This is a genomic window from Actinokineospora xionganensis, from assembly GCF_014323725.1.
GTDB classification, from domain to species: domain Bacteria; phylum Actinomycetota; class Actinomycetes; order Mycobacteriales; family Pseudonocardiaceae; genus Actinokineospora; species Actinokineospora xionganensis.
Genome location: NZ_JABVED010000001.1, coordinates 436,617 through 458,200 on the forward strand (window position 1 = coordinate 436,617; position 21,584 = coordinate 458,200).

Here is a 21,584-nt window from a genome sequence, read left to right on the forward strand (position 1 = left end):
TCGTGACCTACCTCGAACCGCACGGTTCCGGGTTCATGAGCAAGTACCACGACCGCATCGCCGCCAGGGTGGAGCGGAAGTACTTCACCGAAGCCCGTACCGGTCTGCTGGGCCCGATCGAGGGCAAGGTGCTGGAGGTCGGCATCGGGACTGGCGTCAACCTGCCGTTCCTCACCTCGGCCAAGGAGATCGTCGGCATCGAGCCCGACGCCGGGATGCGCGTGCACCTCGACGCCAAGATCCCGTCGGCGCCCGCACCCGTGACCGTCGTCGACGGCGTCGCGGAGCGACTGCCGTTCGGTGCGGGAGAGTTCGACGCGGTTGTGGCCACGTTGGTTCTGTGCGAGGTGACCGACCTGGACCAGGCGCTGGCCGAGATTCGGCGTGTGCTGGTTCCGGGTGGTGTCCTGGTCTTCCTCGAACATGTCCGCGACGCCGGTCTGCGCGGGCTGGTCCAGGATCTGGTGACACCGCTCAGCAAACGCGTCCTCTTGGGTTGTCGGCCCAATCGGAACACGCTCGATGCCATGCGCGACAACGGGTTCACTGTGAGCATCGCGCACTGGATCCCGCGCCCCCGGCCGCGTCCCCCGGCCAACGGTCCGTACTTCGCAGGTACCGCGACAGTGGAGTCCTCATGAGCGTGATCACGACCTCGCGACCGCACGCCGGCCTGGTCGACGCCGTCCGGTCGGCCGCGGCCGCGCGACCAGAGGCGCCTGCCATGACCTTTCTGGACTACTCGACTAGCCGCACGGGCACACCGAGCACGCTGACCTATGGCGAGCTGGACAGTCGGTCCGCCGCGGTGGCCGCTCGCCTGATCACCATGCTCGCGCCCGGCTCGCGGGTAGCGGTGCTGTGTCCGACCTCCGACGCGTACGTGGTCGCGTTCGTGGCGTGTGTCTACGCCGGGATGATCGCCGTGCCGCTATATGCCCCTGAGGCTTACCGGTCCAACGATCGGGCGCTGTCCGCCATGGCCGACGCGGGCTGCGACGCGGTCCTGACCCCGGCGGCCTACCGGCCACTGGTGTTGGAGCAGACCGCCGACGCCCTGCCCGCGCACCGCGTACTCGCCGTGGACGAGTTCGATGCGGGGGATCGCGGTTTCGAGCCCGTGCCGGTCGATCCGACGGCGATCGCTTACCTGCAGTACACATCGGGGTCGACCCGCAGGCCCACGGGTGTGCGGGTCAGTAATCACAACATCGCGGTGGCCGCGGCGCAGATGGCACACGCGATCGGTGTGGACGACACCGCCCGGCTGGTCAGCTGGCTGCCCCTGTTCCACGACATGGGTCTGGTGTTCGGCCTGGTGACGCCGCTGACCCAGGGCAGGCCGGTGAGCCTGATGACGCCACTGGCGTTCGTCCAACAGCCGGCTCGGTGGCTGTCTCAGCTCAGCTCCGATGGAGCCACGCACACCATGTCGCCCAACTTCGGGCTCGACCTGTGTGTGGAGCGGGTCCGTGCCGCCCAGCGCGCGGAGTTCAACCTGTCCGCGCTGCGGGTCCTCGGCAACGGAGCCGAGCCGATCAGAGCTCGGACCCTCGCGCGGTTCAGCGAGGCGTTTCGGGAGAGCGGTTTCCGCCATGAGGCCCACATGCCCGGATACGGGTTGGCCGAAGCGACGTTGGTGGTCACGAGCAAGGAGCGGTCGGCTCCGCCCACGGTGCGCACGTTCGACCGCGACGACCTGCGGGCGGGCCGGGTGTGCGTGGTGGCCGAGGACGCCCCGCGGGGACGGACGATGGTCGGCTGCGGCGCCCCCGTCATGCAGGAGATCCGCGTTGACGCGGATCACGGTCAGGTCGGTGAGATCCTGGTGCGCGGCGAGAACGTGTGTGCGGGCTATTGGAATACCGACGAGCGCGCCGCGTACGTCTTCGGTTCGGACGGCTGGCTGCGCACCGGTGACATCGGTTTCGTTCATGAGGGAGAGCTGTTCGTCGCGGGCCGGTCGAAGGATCTGATCATCATCGACGGAAGCAACTATCACCCGGTCGACATCGAGCTCGCGATCGAGGAAGCCTGCCCGTGGCTGCGGTCGGACCACGTGGCGGTGTTCGCCTTCGACGCGGGCGACCGCGAACGGCTCGTGGTGGCGGCTGAGCCAAGGCAGGCCGCCGATCGGCTGACGGCCGACAAGGCCGAGGCGGTTCGTGCGGCTGTGGGAACGACCTTCGACCTCGACGTGCACGAAGTCGTGCTCATCAGGCGGGGCACGATGCCGCGCACGACGAGCGGCAAGATCCAGCGGTCGCTGTGCCGCGAGCGGTACGAGCGCGGGAAGCTGTCCCCGGCGCGGTCGGAGCCCACCGGTGACTGACGTGCGGCGCTGGTTGCTCGACCGGGTGGCGGAGATCTGCTCGCTGGCGCCGGACGAGATCGACATCGATCGGCCGTTGCGGGAGTACGGAATCCGGTCGGTCGACGCGATCTCGATGTCGGGCAGGCTCGAAGAGCTCCTCGACCGCCCGATCGATGTGACGGTGTTCTGGGAGCACCCCACCATTCGCGCGCTCGCCGACGAACTCGGGCAGACCTCCACGCGGCCGGCGGCGCGGTCGCACGACGTGCGCACTGAGAGCGGACAGCGGGAAGACCGGATCGCCCTGATCGGCATCGGCTGCCGGCTTCCAGGTGGCATCAGCTCTGTCGAGGACTTCTGGGCATTCCTGGCCGCGGGCGGCGACGGCGTCTCCGAAGTCCCGCCTCAGCGCTGGGCGCCCTATCGGAGCTCGCCCGAGCAGGCGGCGGTGCTGGAGCGATCGACCGTCCACGGCGGCTATCTGGCCGATATCGACGGTTTCGACGCGGAGCACTTCGGTATCCCTCCCGCGGAAGCGGCCGAGATGGACCCGCAGCAACGCCTGCTGCTCGAGGTCGCCTGGGAAGCGCTCGAACACGCCGGGATTGCGGCGGACAACGCGGCGAACGGCCGTACCGGCGTCTTCATCGGCGCCTGCTCCGACGACCACGCCCGCCGCAAGCTGGAGTGGCTGCCCGCCATCTCGGCGTGGAGCGGGACCGGGGCGGCACTGAGCATCATCGCCAACCGGTTGTCGTATCTGCTGGATCTGCGCGGGCCCAGCATGACCGTCGACTCGGCATGTTCGTCGTCCCTGCTGGCCATGCACTTGGCCCGCCGCAGCCTGCTCTCGGGCGAGTCGGACCTCGCACTCGTCGGCGGGGTCAACGTGCTGCTCTCACCCGGCATCACGGTCAACTTCGACTTGGCGGGCGTCCTGTCACCGGACGGGCGGTGCAAGCCGTTCTCCGCGGCCGCCGACGGCTACGGGCGCGGCGAGGGCGCGGTCGTGGTGGTCGCCAAGCGACTTGGCGACGCGATGCGCGACGGCGATCGGGTGCTGGCGGTCCTCGCCGGGTCGGAGACCAATTCCGACGGCCGGTCCAACGGACTGATGGCGCCCAACCCCAGAGCCCAGGCGGACCTGCTGGAACGCGCCTACCGGGAGTCCGGGATCGCTCCCGGCGACGTCGACTACGTCGAAGCACACGGCACGGGCACGGTGCTGGGCGACGCGATCGAAGCCGAGGCCCTTGGCCGAGTGCTCGGCGGCGCCCACCGATCCCGGTCGCTGCTCGTCGGCTCGGTGAAGTCCAACCTGGGCCATCTCGAAGCCGCCGCGGGCATCGCGGGCTTGGCGAAGTGCGCGCTCGCGGTGTACCGGCGCCAGGTTCCCCCGACCATTCATCACCAGCAGCCGAGCCCACGCATCCCGTTCGACCGGCTCGGGCTGCGCGTGGCGACGCAAGCCGTCGACCTGCCCACGGACCGACCGATCGTGGCGGGCGTGAGCTCCTTCGGCTTCGGCGGCACCAACGTCCATGCGGTCCTGACGTCAGGCCCGGCCCGAGGAGAGACATGAAGTTCGGCGTACTGACCCTGCCCTCCGACCTGACGCTCGACCTGGGCGAGCTCGGTCCAGCCGTCGAGCGGCGCGGGTTCGACTCGCTGTTCGTTCCCGAGCACACCCATATCCCCGTGGGCTCGACCACCCCGCACCCGGGCGGGATCACCGTCCTGCCGGAGGCGATGCAGGGATTCGACCCGTTCGTCGCGCTGTCGGTGCTGGCCGCGAAGACAAGCACGCTGAAGCTGGGCACCGGGATCTGCGAGGTGCCCATCCGGGATCCGCTGATCCTGGCCAAGCAGGTAGCCAGCCTGGACGTGGTGTCCGGCGGCCGGTTCCTGTTCGGCGTCGGGTCGGGCTGGCTCACCGAGGAGATGCTCAACCATGGCGTCGAGCCGAGCACCCGGCATGCCCGGCTCGACGAGTACCTGGCCGCCATGAAAACGGTGTGGGCCAAGCATGAGGCGGCGTTCGCGGGTCGGTTCGTCAAGTTCGACCCGGTCATCTCGCTGCCCAAACCCCTCCAGCGCCCATACCCGCCGGTGCTCATGGGTGTCGGCGGACCGCGCGCCATCGACCGGGTGCTCGCCGCGGACGCCGAGTGGATGCCATGGGCGCGGTTGGAGGGCGACGGCCTCGCGGACCGGATCGCCGAGCTGAACGGCAAGGCCCGGGAGCTGGGCCGGGAGCCGGTGCCGGTCACGCTGGTGGAGGCCGAACCTGACGAGGAGGCGATAGCCCACTACGCGGAGATCGGGGTGACCCGGTGCGTGTTCGCGTTGCCGTCGACCGCCGACGAGGACGTCCTGATGCTGCTCGACTGGTATGCCGAACTCGTGCTCCAATTCCGGTAGGGACGACCGATGAGCCTGCTGTTCCCGATATCCGGGCGTTCCCCGCAAGCCACACGTGCCAACGCAGGCAGGCTCGCGGCGTGGTTGGCGGGGCCGGGCACGGAGGCCGACCCGGCTGACATCGCGCACACTCTCGCGCTGCGCCGCTCCCATCTGGCCTGCCGCGCCTTCGCGGTCGCCGCGGATCACGCCGAACTCGGCGCGGGACTGCGGGCCCTCGCCGGCACCGACGCGGTCGAGCAGGCAGCCAGGTTCGCTCTGCCGGAGCCGGTTCTGGTGTTCTCCGGACACGGCTCGCAGTGGTGCGGCATGGGGGCCGAAATGCTTCGGGACGAACCCGTGTTCGCCGCGGTGGTGGACGAACTCGAGCCGGTGTTCGCCGCCGAGGGCCGTGGCTCGCTGCGGACCCTGCTCTGCGACACGGACCTCACGACAGCCGCCTTCGCCGACGTCCAACCCGCGATCTTCGCCGTGCAGTACGGATTGACGCGAGTGCTGGCCGGGTACGGGGTCCGGCCCGCAGGGGTCATCGGCCAGTCGATGGGCGAAGTGGCTGCCGCGGCCGCCGCGGGTGCGCTCTCCGTCGCCGACGCCGCCCGGGTCATCTGCCGGCGGTCCACGCTGATGCAGGAGCGGTTGGCCAATCGGGGTGCGACCGCCCTGCTCGACGTCGGTCGCCAGGATGTGCTCGCCCGACTCGCCGACCGGCCGGGGATCGACATCGCCGGCTACACCTCGACCCGGTCGACAGTGGTGGCGGGCGACCGCGACCAGGTCGCCGCCCTGGTGGCCGAGTGCGAGGCCGCGGGCCACTGCGCGCACGTCGTGCCCGGGGTCGGCATGGCCATCCACTGCCGCATGGTCGACGACATCCTGCCCGAGTTGCTCGACGAGCTGGCCGACCTTCGCCCGCGCACACCGCTGCTCCGCTTCTACAGCACCGCTGTCGACGCCGCCGGTCCGTCGCTGTTGGACGCCGCGTACTGGGCGGCGAACCTGCGCAACCCGGTGCGGCTGGAACAAGCCGTGCTCGCCGCGGTCGCCGACGGCGCGCGGGTGTTCGTGGAGGTGGCCCCGCACCCGCTTCTGCTCCGTTCCCTGCGCGACACCCTCGAAGACCACGTCGTGCGCCCCGTCCGACTGGTCGAGACGTTGCGCCGGGAGCAGCCCGCGCGGCCCGCGGTGTTGACCACCCTTGGCACGCTGCACACCGCGGGCGCGCATGTCGACTGGTCCGCTCTGCAACCGGCGGGCACCTTGGTAGACCTGCCCACGACCGCGTGGCAGCACCAGATGTTCCCGTCCGGTCCCGGACCGCGGCAGGGTCAGTCGCCCGGTTCCCATCCGCTGCTCGGCGCGCATGTCCGCTTGCCGGGGACGCCGGTCCGGCATGTCTGGCAGTCCACAGTGGACATCGCGGAGTCGCCGTGGCTCGCGGACCACCGGGTGCGCGAGGAGGCGGTGTTGCCTGCGACGGCGTACTGCGAGATGGCCCTCGCCGCCGCCCAGGCTGCTTTCGATGTTCCGCTCGACGAACTCGAACTCTCGGATGTCGGGTTTCTTCGACCTCTCGCGCTGACCACGCCCGTCACCGTGACGACCATGTTGACCAGGTCGGGCGCGGGCGCCACCGTCGAGATCACCGCGGAGTCCGACGTGGACGTGGTCCTGCACGCCCGGGCATCGGTCACCTATACAGGTTCTCGCGCGGTACCGCGGCCAACGCGGTCAGGCATCGACCTGAGTGCCGAGAACGCGACCGGAATCCATCGCGAGCTGTGCTCGCTCGGAATCCGGTACGGCCCGGCCTTCACCGGCCTGCGAGCACTCACGGTGCAGGGGGCCGTGGCGCACTATGTCGTGCGCGCACCGGCGGAGCTGCCGCGTGACGGCCGCTTCGTCTTCCATCCCGCGCTGCTCGACGCGTGTCTTCACGGTATCGCCGCGATCACCCGCGACGATACCGGCGCCCTGCGTGTCCCCGCGTCGCTCGCGCGCCTGCGGGTGTGGCGTCGGCCGGACCTCGGCGGGGAGTTGCACTGCCGTGCGTTCATCGACGGGGACGGTGTGAATTCGTCAGTGGGGGTGGTAATCGCGGACCCTGCGGGAAGGCCGATCGCCGAGATCGCCGGGTTGGCCGTGCGCAGACTCTCCGATGCCACCGTCGAGTCCCCAGTGGACGACCTGCTGTACACAATGGACTGGGAGGGCGCACCTCGCCGGGGTGTCACGGATTCGGGCCGCACCTGGTCGGTTGTCCCGCTCGGCGGACAGGTCGAGGTCGCCGACGCGCTGACCGCCGAGCTGGTGCGGCTCGGCGGCCACGCGGCAGGCGCCGACGAGCCGGACGCGATTGTGCTTCTCGCCGACAGGGGCCATCCGGCGGACCCATCGGCTGCGGCGCTCGCCGGCGTCCAAACCGCCTTGTCGGGCCTGCGGCGGTGGTCCGCCGCACGTCCGAGGCTGTTCGTGGTCACCTATGGCGCCTACGCCACCGGCGAGCGGCCGGATCTGATCGGCGCGGGCCTCGTCGGACTTGTCCGCGCGGTGAGGGAAGAACTTCCCGAGTTGGCCCCGGTCCACCTCGATGTCAGCGCGGGCACCACGACCTCGGTCATCGCCGAGGAACTCGCCGCCGCCTTCGGCGCTTCGGAGTGGGACAGCGAAGTCGCGCTTCAGGGCGAACGACGCGCGGTGGCACGGTTCGTGCGTCTTCCGGAAACCGCCAGCACCGAGGCCCCGACCCCGCTGGTCCGGCCGGGCGATGGCTATGCGATCACCGGGGGAACCGGTGGACTGGGGCTGCGCACCACGCGCTGGCTGGCCGCTCGCGGTGCGGGCCACATCGCCCTGAACGCGCGGTCCGAGCCCGGACCGGTGGCACGACGGGAGATCGAGGCGATCGAGGCGTCCGGCACGCGGATCAGCGTGGTGCGTGGAGACATCGCCGAACCCGGCGTGGCCGCGCGTCTCCTGGCCGCGGTGACCGACGCGGGCGTCCCGCTGCGCGGTGTGGTGCACGCGGCGGGCGTCCTCGACGACGGTCTCCTGCCGGACCTCGACGATGCCCGGTTGTCCACCGTGTGGCGCCCCAAGGCTGACGGCGCGTGGCTGTTGCATGAGGCCTCCGTGGGCCACCGGTTGGACTGGTGGATCGCCTACTCGTCGTTCGCGGGTGCGCTGGGGTCACCGGGCCAGGCCAACTACGCCGCCGCCAACACCTTCACCGACGCGCTTGTGCGGTGGCGGCACGCGGCGGGGCTGCCCGGCCTCTCCATCGCCTGGGGACCGTGGTCGGAGGTCGGGTTGGTCAAGGACGCGACCTTCCCCGGAGTCGGCTCCATGACCCCCGAGGTCGCCTTCGCGGCCTTGGAGCGGGCGATCGGGAGCGGTGTGGCGAACGTCGTGGCAGCGGCGCTGCGGCCGGAGGCACTGCTCGCCGCGCGGCCGCACCATGCCCTGTCGGAGTTGTTCGCTCGGCTGGTGACCGCCGGTGAGCGCGACGACGGGTTCGACGTCGCCGCACTGAGCGGACTACGAGACGATGAGCGGATCGCCGTGGTGCGGGACCGGGTGCGGCAGCGCGTCTGCCAGGTTCTCGGGTACCCGCTCGAACGTGTCACCGATGACCTTCCCCTCGTCGAATTGGGCCTCGACTCGCTCTCGGCCGTGCAGATCCGCAACGCCATCCGCGCGGACTTCGGCCAGGAGCTCCCGGTGTCCAGGGTCCTGCAGGGAGCGACCCTGGCTGATCTCGCCCGCGACCTTGATCCACTCCCGGCGGACACCTCCCAGCACACCGCAACGGCGACGCGCCTGGCCGAGCGCCGGGCCATGACGCGAGCCGGTGGAACAGCGCGCCTGCGTGAACGAAGGAGAGCGGCACGATGACGGTCCTGGCAATCGACGAGGACGCGCCCGAGCAGATCGCGGTCATCGGTCTGGCGTGCCGCTTCCCTGGTTCACCCGACGTGGCCGCGTTCTGGCGCGCGCTGGTGGAAGGCCGCGACTGCCTGGAGACCTTCACGCCGGAGCAGCTTCGAGCCGAGGGCGTGCCCGAGCACCTTCTCGGCTCCGCGGACTACGTGCCGCGGGGCGGGGTGCTCGACGGCGTCGCCGAGTTCGACGCGGAGTTCTTCGGGTTCCCGCCGAGCGTGGCGGCGTCGATGGATCCGCAGCACCGGCTGTTCCTGCAGTGCGGCTGGCACGCGTTGGAGGACGCGGGTTACGACAGCAGCAGGTACGACGGCTCGATCGGGGTGTTCGCGACCGCTTCGTTCGGCACCTATTTCCCGTACAACGTGCTGTCCCACCACGACCCACGCGACACCTTCGGCAGCGGACCGTCCCCCGACCTGATGCGGCTGTGGACCGTCAACGACAACAACTTCCTCGCCACCCGGCTAGCGCACGCCCTCGACCTGCGCGGTCCGGCCATCAACGTCCAGACGGCCTGCTCCAGCTCACTTGTCGCCGTGCATCTGGCGTGCCAGAGCCTGCTGTGCGGCGAGTCCGACATGGTCGTCGCGGGCGCGTCCACGGTGAAGGTGCCGGGCCGGGTCGGTTATGTGACCGAGGGCGAGTCCACCATGTCGCCCGACGGCCGGTGCAGGCCGTTCGACCGCGAGGCCAACGGCACGGTCTTCACCAGCGGGGTCGGCGCGGTGGTCCTCAAGCGGCTCTCCGACGCGATCGCCGACGGTGACACCATCCGGGCCGTGATCCGGGGGTCGGCGATCAACAACGACGGCGCCCTCAAGATGGGGTTCACCGCCCCGGGCGTGGAGATGCAGGCCGCCGTGGTGGCCGAGGCGCTGGCGGTCGCGGGCGTCGCCCCCGCCGAGGTCGGCTATATCGAGACGCACGGCACCGGCACCGCGCTCGGCGATCCGGTGGAGATCGCGGCCCTGCACAAGGCATATGCGGACCTCGGCGACGGCGACAGCTGCCTCATCGGTTCGGTGAAAGGGAACATCGGGCACTGCGAGGGCGCCGCCGGGATCGCCGGGCTGATCAAGACCGTCCTCTGTCTCGGGGCGGAGACCCTGGTGCCCACGGTGCATTTCACGGCGCCGAATCCCGAGCTGCGACTGGATGATGGGCCGTTCTCCGTCCAGGATCAGGTCGCGCGGTGGCCGGGGGACCGGCCGAGGATCGCCGGTGTCAGCTCGTTGGGCGTGGGTGGGACCAACGTGCACGTGGTGCTGGAACAGGCGCCTCCGGTGCCCGAGCCGGACCGGGTGGGCGGTCCGCACGTTCTCCTGATCAGCGCCAGCACCCAGAACGCTCTCGACGAGTACTCGACCGTGCTCGGCCAGGACCTCGTCGGACGGGCCGACGCGGAGCTGCCCGACATCGCCTTCACTCTCGCGTTCGGACGCAGGAGATTCGACGTGCGCCGAGCCCTTGTGGTGGAGTCGATCAGGGACGCCGTCGACCAGCTCGCGCGCACGGAACCCGATTCGCCGCGGCCGGACTCGAGTTCATGGGTGACGGGAATCCCGAACGCCCTCAGTGCCCAGGAACCGGTTTTCGAGACGGCGCTGCGCAGATGCCTGGATGTGCCGGACAGCGCGGTCGGAGACACCGTGGCCGTCGGCGCATTCGCTGTCCGGTACGCGTTGGGCAGCGTGCTGCTCGACTGGGGCGTGCCCGTCGATGAGCTGCACCAGGCAGGTGTCACCGGTCCCGCGGCGGACGTGCACACCGGACGGACCACCCTCGGGGCCGCGCTGCGCGGGCTTGACGAGAGCCATCGCACGGTCACCGGGGAACGTCTCGCACCCGCCGACCGGACCGGGTTGCTCCGCTTGCTCGCCGACCTGTGGTCCGCGGGCGTCCCCGTCGATTGGGACCGGGTTCATGCGGGCACCACGCGGCGCCGGGTCCCGCTTGCGGGCTACCGGTTCGCTCGCGCCAACCACTGGCTGCCATCCCGATACCTCGAGCGGGTAACCGTCGACACCCGCCTGCCGGAACTGCCCACCGGATCGACCGAAGAAGCGCTGCGGTCACTGTTCGCCGAAGTCCTCGGAGTGGAGACCTTCGGTGTCCACGAGAGCTTCTTCGCGCACGGGGGAGACTCGGTGCTGGCGCTGAAGATCGCCGCGCGTGCGCGGACCCTCGGGATCCGGTTCCGGCCCAGCGACCTGTTCGAGAACCCGACTGTCGCCGAACTCGCCGCGCTTGCCGAAACCGCGGCTCCATCGCCCGCCACAGAGGTCCGTGAGACCGCCGGCGCGCGCCCGCTATGGGAGCCACTCACGCCAGGGCAGCTCGACGTGCTCGGCCCGACGGACACTGTCACCCGTGAGGTGTTCGCCACGCAGGTGTTCGAACTCGCCTCCGACGTCAAGCCGGAGATCGCGGCCGAGGCCGTTCGTCTGGTCGCCGACCGGCACGCCGCGCTGCGGACGCGTTTGCGTCGGAAGGCAGGCGTGTGGGAACAGCGTGTCGCACTCGGCGACCATGTCCAGGTAGAGGCAATCGAGGGCGGCTATCACCGCGCGGTAGCCGACGGCATGATCACGGCGAGCCTGGCGGTCGCGGAGGTGCCCGCGCTTCAGGGGGCTGTCGTCACCGACGGCATCCAGCGGCATCTTGTCCTGGTGTCGCACGCGACCGCGCTTGACGCCCAGGCGAAGACCTTGCTCTCGGCGGAACTCGCGGACATCGGCACGCGGCTCGTGGCGGGCCGGTCGCTCGAGGTGCCACCGGCGACCACGACGTGGACGGAGTGGACTCGATTCCTGCACGACCGCGCGCACGACGGCGGTCTCGCAGCCGAACGAGAGCTTTGGTTCGACGTCCTGTCCGAGGCGCGACCCGCGGCGCGACTCGGGGTGCCTGCGACCGTGACGGCCGTGACCCGCGTGCTGTCCAGCGAGCACACCGCCGGCCTGCGCGCGGCCCAGCGGCGATCTCGGGTGGGCTGGGAAGACATGTTGGTCGCCGTGGTGGCCGATCTCTTCGGAGGTCCGCACGGCCTGCTGGTCGATGTCCATGGGTCCGCCCGGCGCGCCGGTCTGCCCGGCCTGGACTTCTCCCGCTCCATCGGCAACTACGGCACCGTCTATCCGGTGTGGGTGGCCGCGGGGGAGGGCCCTGCCGAGGTCAGGAGGAGGCTGCGCGCGCTACCCGACCAGGGAGTCGGCTACGGCGTGCTGAAGTGCTTCCACGGCCCGTCGGTGGAGGCGCTGAGCAGGTTGCCGCACGCCGACGTCGCGGTGACCGATCTCGGCATCGTGAGCGCGGGCATGGCCTCCGACGGAAACTGGGCACTGCGTCTGGTCGGTTCGACCGCGGCGACCGGGATCCCGACCCACGGCCTGGATGTCCGGGCGAGCCGGGTGGCCGGAAGGCTGCATCTGCAAGTGCGCTACGACTCCGGCCTGTGGCCCGAGGAGACCCCGGCACTGCTCGAGTCCGCATTGGTGGCGCTGGCAGGCTCCTGACCAGGTTCCGGTGCACGGAAGCCCGCGACGAGGAACGCCACGACGCTGTCCACGGCGACCGGTGACGCTTCCCCACCCGCGAGGCCCGCAAGGGCTCCGGTCTGGTGAAGGCCAAGCATCCCGATCATGCAGGCGAATCGGAACGCGACCTGATTGGGGGACAAATGGGGGAGCGCGCGCTGCAACGCGCGCAGATACCGACCCTCCACGTCGTCGACCGCGGTCGCGAACAGTTCGCGCATGGTCGGGCTCGGGTCGAAGATGACCCGGCCGATGAACCGGGCGACCTGGGTGCCGCGTGGCCCCTGCCGTTCGAGCAGGCCCGCGCCAGTGGTCACGAAGGCGTGGACCAGGTCGTCGGCGGTCGGTTCACCCGCTGCCTCCAGTTCGTCGAGCACCCGGGCGCGCTCGTCGTTCACCACGGCCATCGCCCGCCGGACCACGGCCCGCAGCAGGCCTTCCTTGGAGCCGAAGTGGTAGTTCACCGCGGCGATGTTGGCGCCTGCCGCCTCGGTGACCGCCCGCATCGATGTGTCCGCGAAGCCGGTGTCGGCGAACATCCGCTCCGCGGCGTCCAGGAGCCGAGATCTCGTGGTCGCCCCGCTGTGCTCGGAAGTGCGTGCCATGCGCGTGCCGACTCCTCAGGCTTGACCGGGCTGTGCCAGTCAGATCATACTCAAACAACCGTTTGAATCGAACGTTTGATTTCGTGAGTGGGGTATCGCTGCCATGAATTCCTCCGTCTCCGTCCAGCCGCGGCCGCGGCCAGGGCAGACGCCATCCCGTGACCGGTGGTCCGCCCTGGCGGCCTTCACCGTCCGGCGCCGGTGGTGGGTGCTGATCGGCGCGATGATCTTCGTTGTGCTCTCGGGCCTGGCCGGTGGGGCCGTGACAGACCGGCTGTCCGCGGGCGGGTACACGCCGGCCTCGGCGGATTCCACCCAGGCGGAGCGCCTCCTCGCGGAGAATTTCGCCGCCGGAGCGCCGGACCTGGTGTTGGTCGCCAAGGCCGCGGGCTCGGTGGACGCGCCCGGAGCCGTCCAGTCGGGGCGAGACCTGTCGGACCGGCTCACCCGGACGGCGGGCGTGACCTCGGTGGCCTCGTACTGGACGACCGGGTCGCCGACCCTGCGGTCCGAGGACGGCACGACCGCGTTGATCGCCGTGGTCCTCGACGGTGACGAGGGCGACGCCACGAAACTCACCAAGACCTTGGCGCCCGGCGTCACGGGCGCACAAGGTGAGCTGACTGTGCTGGCCACCGGCCGCGCGATGGTGAACATCGAGGACGAGCGGCTGGCGACCGAGGACCTCAAGCAGGCCGAGATTGTCGCCGGACCGATCACCGCGCTGATCCTGCTGATCACCTTCGGCTCGCTTGTCGCGGTCGGTCTGCCCTTGGCCCTTGGGATCCTCGGCGTGCTCGGCACTTTCGCCTGTCTCGTCGGGCTGAGCAGCGTGATGGACGTGTCCGTGTTCGCGCTGAACCTGACCACCGCCCTCGGCTTCGGTCTCGCGGTCGACTTCAGCCTGTTCATGGTCACCAGATTCCGGGAGGAACTGGGCCATGGTGCGGAAGTCGAGGACGCGATAGCCACCACTTTGCGCACCGTGGGCCGGACCGTCGTGTTCTCCGCGGTCACCGTGCTGCTGTCGCTGTCCGCCCTGCTGGTCTTCCCGATCGACTTCCTGCGCTCACTGGCGTTCACGGTCATGGCCGTCGTGGTGTTCGCCGCGCTCGCGGCCATCCTGGTCATGCCCGCGCTCCTCGCCGTGCTCGGTGACCGTGTCAACAAGGCGGACCCCTTCGCCCGGTTGCGCCGCCGGAGCAAGCGCACCGTGGAAAACGGGCTCTGGCACCGGATCGCGATGACCGTCATGCGCCGACCGGTCGCGGTCAGCCTCGTCACCGTGATCTTCCTCGCGGTGCTGGCGATCCCTTTCTTCCACGTCAAGTTCGGCCTTTTCGACGAGCGCATCCTGCCCGCGTCCTCCGAGCCGCATGCCGCCGCCGCACAGATCCGCGATGGCTTCGAGCCGGGCGAGATCAGTCCGATGACGGTGGTGCTGCCCGATGCGCGCGGACAGGCAGTCGCCGACTACGCGAGCCAGATCTCCCGGATCGACCACGTCGTCCGGGTCGACGCCCCATCCGGCAGCTACGTGGACGGGTCGAACGTCACGCCACCGGGGCCCGCGTCCGCGGCACTGGCCAACGAATCCGGCTCGTGGCTGACCGTCATCTCGGACCTCGATCCGAACGATGACGACTCCACCCGGCTCGTCGCCGCGGTCCGCGAGATCCCCGCGCCGGTCCAGGCTTATGTCGGTGGTCCGTCAGCCGCGCTGGTCGACACCAAGGACGCGCTGGTGTCCGCACTTCCGCTGGCTATCGCCATCATCGTGGTGAGCGTGCTCGTGCTGCTGTTCCTCTTCACCGGAAGTGTGCTCATCCCGCTGAAAGCCTTGGTGCTGAACATGCTCAGCCTCAGCGCCACCTTCGGCGCGCTGGTCTACATCTTCCAGGACGGGCATCTGAGGTGGCTCGTCGGCGACTTCACCGTCACCGGCTACGTGGACATGACCGCGACGCTGCTGCTGTTCTGTCTGGCGTTCGGCCTGTCCATGGACTACGAGATATTCCTGCTTTCCCGGATCAAGGAGGAATACGACCGCACCGGTGACAACACCAAGGCGGTGGCGCTCGGCCTGCAGCACACCGGCAGGCTCTTCACTGCCGCGGCACTCATCTTCGCCAGTGTGATGGGCGCGCTTGTCACCTCCGGAGTGTCGCTGGTGAAGCTCGCGGGGCTGGGAATGGCGCTGGCGGTGCTGGTGGACGCGACGCTGATCCGCGGCTTGCTTGTGCCCGCGTTCATGCGACTGCTCGGCTCCGCCAACTGGTGGGCTCCGGAACCGCTTCGCAAGCTCCACCAACGGATCGGGGTCCGCGAGGGCTGAGTCTCGATCGGACTGATTCTCGATCCGACTGTGTCGCACTGGTACTGAGGGTGCACGGGATCCGTGCACCCTCAGTGCTTTGCCCTTTTCGCCTTGCGTAGGGCCTTGCGCAGCGCGTCGACGTCGTCACTGGAGATGCGGTCCACGAAGCGGAGGAACACCGCATCCGTGTCGTCGCCGCCTGCCAGTGCGGTCGCCATCAGCGCGGCCGAGTGCTCGGCTCGCGACATGGTCGCCTGGTATCGAAACGCCCGGCCGTCCCGCTCACGCGTGACCAAATCCTTGCGGCACAAGTTTTCCACGACGGTCTGCACGGTGTTGTATGCCGACCGGCGGTTCGTGGCGAGCTGTTCGCGCAACTCACGCACGGACAGCGGACTCGTTGCCGCCCAGAGGCAGTTCATGATCGCGGCTTCGAGTTCGCCGCCGATGTCGCGCATGGGGCTTCCCTTCCTGGGCAGGCCACCCGACCCTACACAGGCGGCGCCAGCGCCTGCAGCAGTGTGGCTTCCAGCAGTCCCGTGACATCTCCGGCGGACTGGCGGCCGTTGTTGACGTCCTCCGCGGCCGCGTGCAGCAGCGTGTAGACGGTCGTCACGAGCCAGTCGACCGGAAGGTCGGTGCGGAACGTACCTTCCCGCCGCCCACGGTCGATCAGCGCGGCCACCATCGCCATCGCGGGATCGTGCTGTTCACGCATCTTGGTGCTGCCCAGCTCGCGCTGGGCCGAGTCGAACAGTCTGCGGTACCGGTCGAGCACCGACCAGGAGGACCGCAGCAACCGCCGCAGCGCCTCGTCCGCGGGCCCCGAGTCCGGATCGGCCGCCGCCAGCACGCAACGGGCGTCGTCCAGCGCGCGTTCCAGGGCCGCCTCGATGAGCCGCTCGCGAGAAGGGAAGTGGCCGTAGAGGGTCACCCGGCCGACGCCCGCCTCGCGAGCGATGTCGGTCATGCTCACCTGCGTCTGCTCGGCGAAGCAGCGCACGGCCGCGTCCATGATCGCGGTGATGTTGCGCGCGGCGTCGGCCCGAAGAGGCCGGGTTTGCGGCCCATCCGGCCGCTCGGGCCCCTTTGTGCTCTCCACGGCCACCGACCTTACCCGCCGTCTACCAGCGGAGTTGAGCGGTCACTGATCGACTCTTCCGCGGTCGCGCCCAGCATTGAAGGCGATAAGTGACGAAAGGGGAGCGACATGTCGTCAGAGTCACCGGCGGTGACAGCCGAGCCGATCGCGATCGTGGGAATGGGGTGCAGGCTGCCGGGCGGGATCAACTCGCCGTCGGAGCTGTGGGACATGCTCAGCTCGGGGCGCGACGCCACGAGCCGGATCCCCGCCGATCGGTGGGCCGCCTACGACCAACCAGGCTCGGCCGCCGCGCTGGCCATGCGCGACACGACCCGATCGGGCGCGTTCCTCGACGAACCGGCGGCGTTCGACGCCGCCTTCTTCGGCGTGACACCGCGCGAGGCCGAGATCATGGACCCGCAGCAGCGGCTGGTCCTTGAGGCGACGTGGGAGGCCTTGGAGCACGCGGGCATCCCGCCGCACGCCTTGGCCGGCAGCGACACAGGTGTCTTCGTGGGTGTCGGGTCCGACGACTACGGCAGGCAGATGCTGGAGGACCTACCGAGGATCGAGGCCTGGACCGGCATCGGTGCGGCTTTCTGCGCGGTGGCCAACCGCGTGTCCTACCTGCTCGACCTGCGCGGGCCGAGCCTCGCGGTGGACACCGCCTGTTCGTCGTCGCTGGTCGCCATGCACCTGGCGTGCCAGAGCCTGCGGGTCGGCGAGACCTCTGTGGGTATCGCCGCGGGCGTCAACCTGATCGCGGGCCCGGGACTCACCATGGTGCTCGACCTCGCGGGCGCGACGTCGCCTGATGGCCGGTCGAAGCCGTTCGACAGCAGCGCGAACGGATACGGTCGCGGCGAGGGCGCGGGCGTGGTAGTCCTCAAGCGACTCAGCGACGCCCTGCGCGACGGCGACCGCGTCGTCGCGGTGATCCGCGGCAGCGCGGTCCGCCAGGACGGCCGCACCAAGGGCATGATGGCCCCCAACGGTGAGGCACAGGCGCACGTGGCCCGCGAGGCGCTGCGCGCCGCCGGGCTCGCGGCGCACGAGGTCGACTACGTCGAGGCCCACGGCACCGGGACCAGGGCCGGTGACCCGGTGGAGGCAGGCGCGCTGAGCGCGGTGTACGGCGCCGGCAGGCCGCCCGAGAGCCCGTGCCTGATCGGCTCGGTCAAGGGCAACATCGGCCACCTTGAGGCGGGCGCCGCGGTCGCGGGCGTCATCAAGGCCGTGCTCGCCTTGGAGCACGCGCAGATCCCGCCGAACGCGCTGTTCGAGAACCCGAACCCGAGTATTCCCTGGGACACCAACGGTCTGCGCGTCGTCGACCGCTTGACGCCGTGGCCGGCGCAGGATGGACCACGCCGGGCAGCCGTGTCGAGCTTCGGCTACGGCGGCACCGTCGGACACCTCGTGCTCGAACAGGCGCCCGCGGCCCGGGCTCAGCCCGCTGCCGAACCCGCTTCGGAGGCCGAGGTCTACGTGCTGTCGGGTGCGTCGGAAAGCGCGATCGCGCAGTACGCCGGTGGGTTGGCGGACTGGCTGAGCGCGCCCGACGCGGACGAGATCTCGTTGGCGGATGTCCGCTACACGCTCGGCGTGCGGCGCAGCCACCTGCATTACCGCGCCGCGGTGGTCGCCGCCGACCGCGCGGCGCTCGTGTCCGGGCTGCGGAGCCTGGAGAGTGGCGATGAGAACGGCGCCGTGACCACGGGCGCGGTCACCCAGGGCAGTCACGCCCCGGTGTGGGTGTTCTCCGGCCACGGATCGCAGTGGCTCGGCATGGGCAAGGAGCTGCTGGCCGAGCATCAGGGTTTCGCCGACACCATCGATCGGATCGACTCGATCTTCGTCGCGGAGATGGGCTTCTCGCCCCGCGCGGCCATCGAGACGTCGGACTATGCCACCGTGGAGCGGATCCAGCCGATGATCTTCGCGATCCAGGTGGCGCTGGCCGAGGTGTGGCGCGGCCTCGGATTGCGGCCCGCGGCCGTGATCGGCCACTCCGTCGGCGAGATCGCCGCGGCGGTGACCGCGGGCGTGCTGACGGTCGAAGATGGTGCCCGCCTCGTCTGCCGCCGCTCGCTGCTGCTGCGCGCCGTGGCGGGCAAGGGCGCGATGGCGATGCTCGGCCTGCCCTTCGCCGAGGTCGTGACCCGTCTCGCCGACCGCGCGGATGTGGTCGCCGCCATCGAATCCTCGTCCCTGTCCACTGTCGTCGCCGGCCCGCCCGCCGCGGTCGCGGACATGTGCGAGCAGTGGACCGCCGAAGGTCTCATGGTGCGCAAGGTCGACTCCGACGTGGCGTTCCACAGCCCGCAGATGGACGAGCTGCTCGCCGACCTCGCCGCGGCGGCGGCAGACCTGCCGGTCGCCGACCCCACGGTCCCGCTGTACACCACCGCGCTGACCGATCCCAGGTCCACCCAGCGCCGCGACGGGAAGTACTGGGCCGCGAACCTGCGCAACCCGGTCCGTCTGGGCACCGCCGTCTCCGCGGCGGCCGACGACGGCTACCGCGTGTTCCTGGAGGTCTCGCCGCACCCGGTCGTGGCGCACTCCGTGTCGGAGACCCTGTCCGAGTCGGGACTGTCCGACACGGTGGTCACCGGGACGCTGCGCCGCGGCAAGCCCGAGTACGACACGCTGCTGGCCAACCTCTCGCTGCTGCACTGCGCCGGCATCCCGGTTGACTTCGCCGCGGCCATCCCGACCCGGTCGGTTGTCACGCTGCCCCGGATCGCGTGGCAGCACAAGCAGTTCTGGTTCACCGGGTCCGTCGGTGGTGGCACCGAACGCGGTCATGTGGTGGAAGCGGAGAACCTGCTCGGCGCGCCGCTGAGCGTGGCAGGTGCGGCGAACCTGCAGGTCTGGCAGACCAAGTTGGAATACGACAACCGACCGTATCCCGGCACCCACGAGATCCACGGCACCGAGGTCCTGCCCGCGGCCATCCTGCTCACCACGTTCTTCGAGGCGACCGAACGCGGCTCGCTGGCCGACGTGTCGCTCAAGGTCCCGGTCTCCCTGGCCGCGCCCCGCCATCTCCAGGTGATCCGCCAGGACGACACCGTTCGACTGGCCTCCCGCCTGGCCGCGGATGAAGACACAGCCTGGCAGACCCACACCACAGCCGTGGCCGCCGCCGACACCGATCTCGAGGACCCGGCCTACGAGGTCGCACAGGCCTGGGCGCGGTGCCCCGACATGCTCGAACCCGGTGCCGTCCTCGACCGCCTGCACGCGGTCGGGGTCGCCGACAAGGGCTTCCCCTGGGTGGTGGATGAGCTGGCCCGCGGCGACCGTCGCGTCATCGCGAAGATCCGGTCACACCCTGATTCGGAGTCAGGTCCGGCGGGGTGGGCCTCGGTCATCGACGCTGTGCTGACCGTGGTCCCGCTGGCTCTGCCCGGCGACGAGGTGCTGCGCATGCCCGCGCACATCGGATCGGTCCGGTTCGCCGCCGAGCTCGAACCAGTGGTGACGATCGACGTCCGCCTCGTCGACACGCCCGCGGGCGACACCGTCGAGGTGGTGGTGGCCTGCGAGGACGGTCGTGTCGTCGGCCGGTTCGAGGGATTGCGCTTCAGCACCCTCGACGGTGACGCGGGCGCGCCGGTCAGCCCCTACCGGCTGGTGCACGTCCCGACTTGGTCCGCTGTGGAGATTCCGGCGAAGAAGGTGCCGCTCGGCACCGTGGTCAGCGTGGGCGCGGGGCACCGAGCGGCCGCCTTCGCCGAACCCATGGAGAACGCCGGGGGTCGGTTCGTCAGCGTCGCCGGGACCGACGAGTTCGCGGCTCTCGCGGCCGACCTGGGACCCGGCGACCACGTGCTGGTCTTCGCGGGCGACGACCCGGTCCAGTCCGCGTGGTCGCTGGCCAGGGCCGCTCAGCTCATGGCGGAGTCGGGCACGCACCCGGCCCGCTTGTGGTCGGTCACCGAAGGCCAGAAGGAAGCGGTGGGCGCGCCAGGCCAGACGCCGGTGCTGGGACTGGGACGAATCATCGCGGGCGAACATCCCGAGCTGTGGGGAGGAATCCTCGACCTCGACCCCGCGCAACCGGATACCGCTGCGGACGCGGTCGCCGATGTGCTCGGCCGACGGCTCGGCAGTGATGTCTACGCCCTGCGCGGCGGCGCCGTGGAGGCCATGCGGCTCACGCCGATGGACCTGGAGCCCACTCGGCCTGCGTTCGAGTGCCGCGCCGACGGGACCTACCTGATCACCGGCGGTCTCGGCGTGCTGGGCGTCGCGGTCGCGGAGTGGCTCGTCGGCAAGGGCGCGCGCCGTATCGTGCTGGTCGGCCGCTCCGGTGTGGCGCCGCGCTCGCAGTGGAACGATGTCGACGATCCCGCCGCCCTGTGCCGGATCGAGGCGGTTCGCAAGCTCGAGGGCATGGGCGCGACCGTCAAGACGATCGAGCTCGACATCACCGACCACGCCCAGGCGGCGTCGTTGCTGGACCCGGACCGACTCGGCTTGCCGCCGATCCGCGGCGTCGTCCACGCGGCCGGAGTCCTGAACAACAAGATGGTGCGGAACCTGGACGAGGCGTCACTGCGTACCGTCATGGCCCCCAAGGTCCAGGGCGCGCTCGTGTTGGACGAGCTGTTCCCGGTGGGCACCCTTGACTTCTTCGTCATGTTCTCCAGTGTCGGACAGCTGCTCGGACTCACCGGCCAGGCCAGCTACGCCTCGGCGAACGCGTACCTGGACGGACTGGTCCGGCGGCGCGCCGCGGCGGGCGAGACCGGGGCGCTGAGCCTCGCGTGGACTTCGTGGCGAGGCATGGGCATGGCGGTCAGCGACGTGGTCGACCAAGAGCTGCGAGATCGCGGCGTCGGGGACATCGCGCCGGTCGAGGCCTTCGGCGCCTGGGACTTCGCCGCACGTCGGGACTGCCCGTTCGTTCCGGTCCTGCGAATCACGGAACTGGACGCCGGATTCGAGCCGCTGCCGATCCTCGGCGAGCTGACTTTCGGACAGGCCGCCGCTGAGCAGACCGACCGCGACGAGACAGATCTCGCCGCGCTGGAGCCGGAGGAACTGCTGGCCCACCTGGTGACCCAGGTGTCCGCCGAGATCTGCGCGGAGATGAAGATCGACCAGGACGGCATCGACATTCGAAGGCCCCTCGGCGAGATCGGGCTCGATTCGGTGATGACCCTGTCCATCCGGCGCAGGCTGGAGAAGCGGTTCCGGCTCGCGTTGCCCGCGACGCTGCTGTGGAACCACCCGACCGTGCTCGGCATCGCCGGATATCTGGCGAGTCAGCTGGTCCCTGTCGTGGAAGCGGAGTCTGTCGAACCCGAACTCGCCGCCGTGGCGGGCTGACCTGTCGCGACCGACCGAATTCGAA

General features: G+C 70.2%; 11 protein-coding genes. 8 read left to right on the forward strand and 3 right to left on the reverse strand.

Translation table 11 applies throughout. The features are described from left to right. The first annotated feature begins 2 nt into the window (after positions 1-2). Genes GPZ80_RS02095 through GPZ80_RS02120 form a run of 6 tightly spaced genes read left to right on the forward strand, consistent with a single transcriptional unit; the run spans position 3 to position 12,189 of the window. Positions 3-641, forward strand: a complete 639-nt coding sequence (locus tag GPZ80_RS02095) for a class I SAM-dependent methyltransferase (protein WP_187218016.1) — start codon at positions 3-5, stop codon at positions 639-641. Beyond that, positions 638-2,332, forward strand: a complete 1,695-nt coding sequence (locus GPZ80_RS02100; RefSeq protein ID WP_187218017.1) for a fatty acyl-AMP ligase — start codon at positions 638-640, stop codon at positions 2,330-2,332. Before GPZ80_RS02095 ends, GPZ80_RS02100 begins: the two co-directional genes overlap by 4 nt. Beyond that, a complete protein-coding gene (locus GPZ80_RS02105; RefSeq protein ID WP_187218018.1) occupies positions 2,325-3,896 on the forward strand; it encodes a type I polyketide synthase in 1,572 nt (523 codons plus the stop codon). Before GPZ80_RS02100 ends, GPZ80_RS02105 begins: the two co-directional genes overlap by 8 nt. Continuing rightward, a complete protein-coding gene (locus GPZ80_RS02110) occupies positions 3,893-4,735 on the forward strand; it encodes an LLM class F420-dependent oxidoreductase (RefSeq protein WP_187218019.1) in 843 nt (280 codons plus the stop codon). Before GPZ80_RS02105 ends, GPZ80_RS02110 begins: the two co-directional genes overlap by 4 nt. Before the next feature lie 9 nt (positions 4,736-4,744). Continuing rightward, on the forward strand, positions 4,745-8,626 hold the full coding sequence (locus GPZ80_RS02115; protein ID WP_187218020.1) for an SDR family NAD(P)-dependent oxidoreductase: 3,882 nt from the start codon (positions 4,745-4,747) through the stop codon (positions 8,624-8,626). Continuing rightward, positions 8,623-12,189, forward strand: coding sequence for a type I polyketide synthase (locus GPZ80_RS02120; protein WP_187218021.1), 3,567 nt, complete (start codon positions 8,623-8,625; stop codon positions 12,187-12,189). The genes GPZ80_RS02115 and GPZ80_RS02120 overlap by 4 nt, the downstream gene beginning before the upstream one ends. Here GPZ80_RS02120 and GPZ80_RS02125 read toward each other — a convergent pair. Continuing rightward, positions 12,114-12,815: a TetR/AcrR family transcriptional regulator gene (locus GPZ80_RS02125; RefSeq protein ID WP_187218022.1), complete on the reverse strand. Its 702-nt coding sequence runs from the start codon at positions 12,813-12,815 to the stop codon at positions 12,114-12,116. The two genes, GPZ80_RS02120 and GPZ80_RS02125, sit on opposite strands and share 76 nt — an antisense overlap. Before the next feature lie 103 nt (positions 12,816-12,918). Here GPZ80_RS02125 and GPZ80_RS02130 point away from each other — a divergent pair, with 103 nt between their 5' ends. After that, positions 12,919-15,150 carry an MMPL family transporter gene (locus tag GPZ80_RS02130; protein ID WP_187218023.1) on the forward strand — a complete coding sequence of 744 codons (2,232 nt, stop codon included), beginning with the start codon at positions 12,919-12,921 and terminating at the stop codon, positions 15,148-15,150. A gap of 71 nt (positions 15,151-15,221) precedes the next feature. Here the strand turns inward: GPZ80_RS02130 and GPZ80_RS02135 are convergent, their stop codons facing one another. Further along, entirely contained in the window at positions 15,222-15,590 is a 369-nt protein-coding gene (locus tag GPZ80_RS02135) for a BlaI/MecI/CopY family transcriptional regulator (protein WP_187218024.1), read from the reverse strand. A gap of 32 nt (positions 15,591-15,622) precedes the next feature. After that, positions 15,623-16,234: a TetR/AcrR family transcriptional regulator gene (locus tag GPZ80_RS02140; RefSeq protein WP_222718754.1), complete on the reverse strand. Its 612-nt coding sequence runs from the start codon at positions 16,232-16,234 to the stop codon at positions 15,623-15,625. Positions 16,235-16,342: 108 nt separating this feature from the next. Between GPZ80_RS02140 and GPZ80_RS02145 the strand changes: the two genes are divergently transcribed. Next, positions 16,343-21,559: a type I polyketide synthase gene (locus tag GPZ80_RS02145; RefSeq protein ID WP_187218025.1), complete on the forward strand. Its 5,217-nt coding sequence runs from the start codon at positions 16,343-16,345 to the stop codon at positions 21,557-21,559. The last annotated feature ends 25 nt before the right edge of the window (positions 21,560-21,584 follow it).

Bases quoted from the DNA above. Each gene is read 5' to 3' on its own strand.
- GPZ80_RS02100 (WP_187218017.1), top strand. From the start codon at position 638: ATGAGCGTGATCACGACCTCGCGACCGCACGCCGGCCTGGTCGACGCC.
- GPZ80_RS02110 (WP_187218019.1), top strand. From the start codon at position 3,893: ATGAAGTTCGGCGTACTGACCCTGCCCTCCGACCTGACGCTCGACCTG.
- GPZ80_RS02115 (WP_187218020.1), top strand. From the start codon at position 4,745: ATGAGCCTGCTGTTCCCGATATCCGGGCGTTCCCCGCAAGCCACACGT.
- GPZ80_RS02120 (WP_187218021.1), top strand. From the start codon at position 8,623: ATGACGGTCCTGGCAATCGACGAGGACGCGCCCGAGCAGATCGCGGTC.
- GPZ80_RS02125 (WP_187218022.1), bottom strand. From the start codon at position 12,815: ATGGCACGCACTTCCGAGCACAGCGGGGCGACCACGAGATCTCGGCTC.
- GPZ80_RS02130 (WP_187218023.1), top strand. From the start codon at position 12,919: ATGAATTCCTCCGTCTCCGTCCAGCCGCGGCCGCGGCCAGGGCAGACG.
- GPZ80_RS02135 (WP_187218024.1), bottom strand. From the start codon at position 15,590: ATGCGCGACATCGGCGGCGAACTCGAAGCCGCGATCATGAACTGCCTC.
- GPZ80_RS02145 (WP_187218025.1), top strand. From the start codon at position 16,343: ATGTCGTCAGAGTCACCGGCGGTGACAGCCGAGCCGATCGCGATCGTG.